Source organism: Citrobacter sp. S46_ASV_140 (assembly GCF_018919545.1).
Classification (GTDB): Bacteria; Pseudomonadota; Gammaproteobacteria; order Enterobacterales; family Enterobacteriaceae; genus Citrobacter; species Citrobacter braakii.
The window spans coordinates 1-3,875 of the sequence record NZ_JAHLRC010000206.1 but is presented as its reverse complement, the minus strand read 5'-3'; the positions used below and the strand labels follow the sequence as shown (position 1 = coordinate 3,875).

Here is a 3,875-nt window from a genome sequence, read left to right as displayed (position 1 = left end):
ACTGGTATCTCCCAGGACACTGGAAAAACGCGATGAAGAGAAAATACACAGTTTGGGAGGCCCGGACAGTGCAGGCCAGCGCGTATAACTGACGATGCCGGAAACCATAGCGCGTACAGATTTTGCTTCTTCCGTAACGCTTTGGGCGTACAGCGGTAATCCGGTCAGGAGCAGTGCCAGTAGAAGTATGAGTCGGTAAGAATAGCTCATGAATAGTTACCTACCAGCGTTTGCCGTAAAACGTCGAAATACATTCAAGATTATTTAGGACAAAATAACATTATTTTCCTAAGCCGTCATTAAGCCAGGTTGAAAGCTATTAGTAATTTAAGTTAAGTCTTAGTGATTTATAAAATATAAGCTATTGTTTAATTTAATCTTATTGAGGCAGCACCTTCATTTGCTCCTTTTTGCCAGGCACTGTGTAACTGGTCAATATTTTCGACCGTATCACAACTTGGGGGAAAGGTTTTCCCGGTCAAACCTCTGGCGTAAACAAAATCCGGCTGGCAGATTTTACGTTGTCCCTCGGCATAACCCTTAAGATATTCCGTACGATCGACTTCGGGGTCATTGTAGTTGTCGGCAAGAGTTTCATTATCTTTAACGGCATACCCCGAAATGGCATCTTGTATTCCGGCGTCGTACCAGGCGGTTCCCGTCCATGTGGGGGCGTGGGTATAAGGATCTATCTGACATCCGCTAAGAAGTAATAGAAATAGGGTGCTGATGAGTTGCTTCATTGCCTGTACTCCCTCGTTTTTTTAAGCATAGTGGATCTCAATATCGGATGATGTAAATTTTAATGTACACAATAGAGGGCGTGTTTTGTCATTAAATTGCATGCTGTAAATTAAAATTTACGGTTTGTGGATTGAAATCTTTACCTGTTGTGTTATCGTTATCACCTCCTCGCTGAGGATCAACTATCGCAAACGAGCTAAACAGGATCACCATCATGCAAAAAGACGCGCTGAACAACGTACATATTACTGACGAACAGGTTCTGATGACTCCGGAGCAGCTGAAAGCTGAATTCCCGCTGAGCCAGGCGCAAGAAGCGCAAATCTCCCAGTCACGCAAAACCATTTCAGATATTATCTCTGGTCGCGATCCGCGCCTGCTGGTGGTATGTGGCCCGTGTTCCATTCACGATCCTGAAATGGCTATTGAGTACGCTCGTCGGTTTAAAGCCCTTGCCGCAGAGGTCAGCGATAGCCTCTACCTGGTGATGCGCGTCTATTTTGAAAAACCCCGTACCACCGTCGGCTGGAAAGGGTTAATTAACGATCCTCATATGGATGGCTCTTTTGATGTTGAAGCCGGCCTGAAAATTGCGCGTCAGCTGCTGCTTGAACTGGTGAATATGGGACTACCGCTGGCAACTGAAGCGCTGGATCCCAATAGCCCGCAATACCTGGGCGATCTGTTTAGCTGGTCTGCAATCGGTGCGCGTACCACGGAATCGCAGACTCACCGCGAAATGGCTTCCGGTCTTTCGATGCCGGTCGGCTTTAAGAACGGTACTGACGGTAGCCTGGCGACCGCCATTAACGCGATGCGCGCGGCGGCACAGTCGCACCGCTTTGTTGGTATTAACCAGGCTGGACAGGTTGCACTGCTGCAAACTCAGGGTAACCCGGACGGTCACGTGATCCTGCGCGGTGGTAAAGCGCCGAACTACAGCCCGGCAGATGTCGCCCAGTGCGAAAAAGAGATGGAGCAGGCGGGACTACGACCTTCTCTGATGGTAGATTGCAGTCATGGTAACTCCAATAAAGATTACCGCCGCCAGCCTGCCGTGGCTGAATCCGTGATTGCACAAATCAAAGATGGCAATCGCTCGATCATTGGCTTGATGATTGAAAGTAATATTCACGAAGGTAACCAGTCTTCTGAACAGCCGCGTAGCGAAATGAAATACGGCGTGTCTGTAACTGATGCCTGCATTAGCTGGGAAATGACGGATGCGCTACTGCGTGAAATTAGCCAGGATTTAAACGGCCAGCTGTCGGCGCGTGTAGCATAAGAGGTTGGTTATGGTTGCTGAATTGACCGCATTACGCGATCAAATTGATGAAGTCGACAAGGCGCTGCTGCGTTTACTGGCACGTCGCCTGGAGCTGGTGGCCGAAGTCGGTGAAGTAAAAAGCCGCTTTGGGCTGCCTATCTACGTGCCGGAACGGGAAGCCTCTATGCTGGCCTCCCGCCGGGCGGAAGCGGAAGCCCTTGGCGTGCCGCCGGACCTGATTGAAGATGTGCTGCGCCGGGTTATGCGCGAGTCTTACTCCAGTGAGAACGACAAAGGATTTAAAACGCTTTGTCCTTCTCTGCGACCGGTGGTGATTGTCGGCGGCGGCGGTCAGATGGGACGTCTGTTCGAAAAAATGCTCACCCTGTCAGGTTATCAGGTACGGATCCTGGAACAGCAGGACTGGGATCGTGCGCCGGAGATGGTCTCTGATGCTGGCATGGTGATCGTCAGCGTGCCGATCCACGTCACTGAGCAGGTGATCGCCAAATTACCGCGTCTGCCGTCCGACTGCATCCTGGTGGATCTGGCTTCGGTGAAAAATGGTCCTTTGCAGGCGATGCTGGCGGCGCACGACGGCCCGGTGGTGGGATTACACCCCATGTTTGGCCCGGACAGCGGCAGTCTGGCAAAGCAGGTTGTCGTCTGGTGTGACGGACGTCAGCCGGAAGCTTATCAGTGGTTTCTGGAACAGATTCAGGTGTGGGGGGCGCGACTGCATCGGATCAGTGCTGTTGAACACGACCAGAACATGGCATTTATTCAGGCATTGCGTCACTTTGCGACCTTTGCTTACGGTCTGCATTTAGCGGAAGAGAATGTTCAACTGGAGCAGTTACTGGCACTCTCTTCGCCGATTTATCGCCTTGAACTGGCGATGGTCGGGCGTCTGTTTGCCCAGGATCCGCAGCTCTATGCCGATATCATTATGTCGTCTGAGAGTAACCTTGCGCTGATCAAACGCTACTACCAACGTTTTGGTGAGGCGATCGGTTTACTGGAGCAGGGCGATAAGCAAGCGTTCATCGACAGCTTCCGTAAGGTGGAGCACTGGTTTGGTGATTATGCGAAACGCTTCCAGAACGAAAGCCGTACTTTGTTGCGCCAGGCTAACGATAGTCGCCAATAAATACGATGCTTGATGGCAACGCTGATGCGTTGTATCAGTCATACAAGGATCGGCTAAATAGAATGCCGGATAAGCGTAGCGCCATCCGGCATTGTCAAACGTTAGCTTGGATCGACCGGCACCACATTCTCACTTGGATAGCAGCCAAGTACTTTCATCGAGCGCGTAATCTCACCTAACTCCTTCAATGCTTTTTGCATCTGGGGTGATTCCAGGTTGGCCTGGATATCAAGATAAAACATTTCTTCCCACGGATTGCCGTGAATCGGGCGTGACTCCAGTTTAGTCATAATCAGATTATGGTTGCGCAGTACCAGCAGAGCTTCTACCAGCGCACCGGCTTGTTGTCCTGTCGCCATCAGCAACGTGGTTTTTGCTGGCACCTGATCGGAAACATTGATTGCCTTGCGCGCCAGTACCACGAAGCGGGTGATGTTTTGCGTCTGATTAGCTTCGATATGCTCGAGAACCTGCAAACCGTATAGTACGCCTCCGGCTTCGCTCCCCAGAGCCGCCACGCGCGGTGAGTTAGCCTGCGCAACTTTTTCCATCGCCGCCGAGGTGCTTTCGGTGTACTCAATCTTCCAGTGCGGGTAACGACTCAGGAATTTGCTGCACTGCTGGAATGGCTGCGGATGGCTATATACCGTTTCAATGGTCTCGAGATCTGTCGTGCCGGACACCAGTAGGCAGTGGTCAATCGTGATAGTCATC

General features: G+C 51.1%; 5 protein-coding genes. 2 read left to right on the top strand and 3 right to left on the bottom strand.

Features of this window, described 5'->3' with window-relative positions; translation table 11 throughout:
* Together KQJ19_RS22765 and KQJ19_RS22760 are read right to left on the bottom strand one after the other, a co-directional pair.
* Window positions 1-210 (bottom strand): YfiR family protein (locus tag KQJ19_RS22765; RefSeq protein WP_216404203.1); only part of this gene is annotated, 210 nt, incomplete at its 3' end.
* A gap of 158 nt (window positions 211-368) precedes the next feature.
* Entirely contained in the window at window positions 369-743 is a 375-nt protein-coding gene (locus KQJ19_RS22760; protein ID WP_016154068.1) for a DUF2799 domain-containing protein, read from the bottom strand.
* 215 nt (window positions 744-958) lie between these two features.
* On the opposite strand from KQJ19_RS22760, the gene aroF reads away from it, so the two are divergent.
* Both aroF and tyrA read left to right on the top strand, forming a co-directional pair.
* Complete coding sequence (gene aroF, locus KQJ19_RS22755) at window positions 959-2,029, top strand: 3-deoxy-7-phosphoheptulonate synthase AroF (protein WP_016154067.1); 1,071 nt, start codon at window positions 959-961, stop codon at window positions 2,027-2,029.
* Window positions 2,030-2,039: 10 nt separating this feature from the next.
* Entirely contained in the window at window positions 2,040-3,161 is a 1,122-nt protein-coding gene (tyrA, locus tag KQJ19_RS22750; RefSeq protein WP_047499526.1) for a bifunctional chorismate mutase/prephenate dehydrogenase, read from the top strand.
* A 101-nt stretch (window positions 3,162-3,262) separates the two neighbouring features.
* On the opposite strand, the gene KQJ19_RS22745 is transcribed toward tyrA, so the two are convergent.
* The coding region (locus KQJ19_RS22745) for a prephenate dehydratase domain-containing protein (RefSeq protein ID WP_275972568.1) at window positions 3,263-3,875 on the bottom strand (613 nt) is incomplete at its 5' end.

Bases quoted from the DNA above. Each gene is read 5' to 3' on its own strand.
- KQJ19_RS22760 (WP_016154068.1), bottom strand. From the start codon at position 743: ATGAAGCAACTCATCAGCACCCTATTTCTATTACTTCTTAGCGGATGT.
- aroF (WP_016154067.1), top strand. From the start codon at position 959: ATGCAAAAAGACGCGCTGAACAACGTACATATTACTGACGAACAGGTT.
- tyrA (WP_047499526.1), top strand. From the start codon at position 2,040: ATGGTTGCTGAATTGACCGCATTACGCGATCAAATTGATGAAGTCGAC.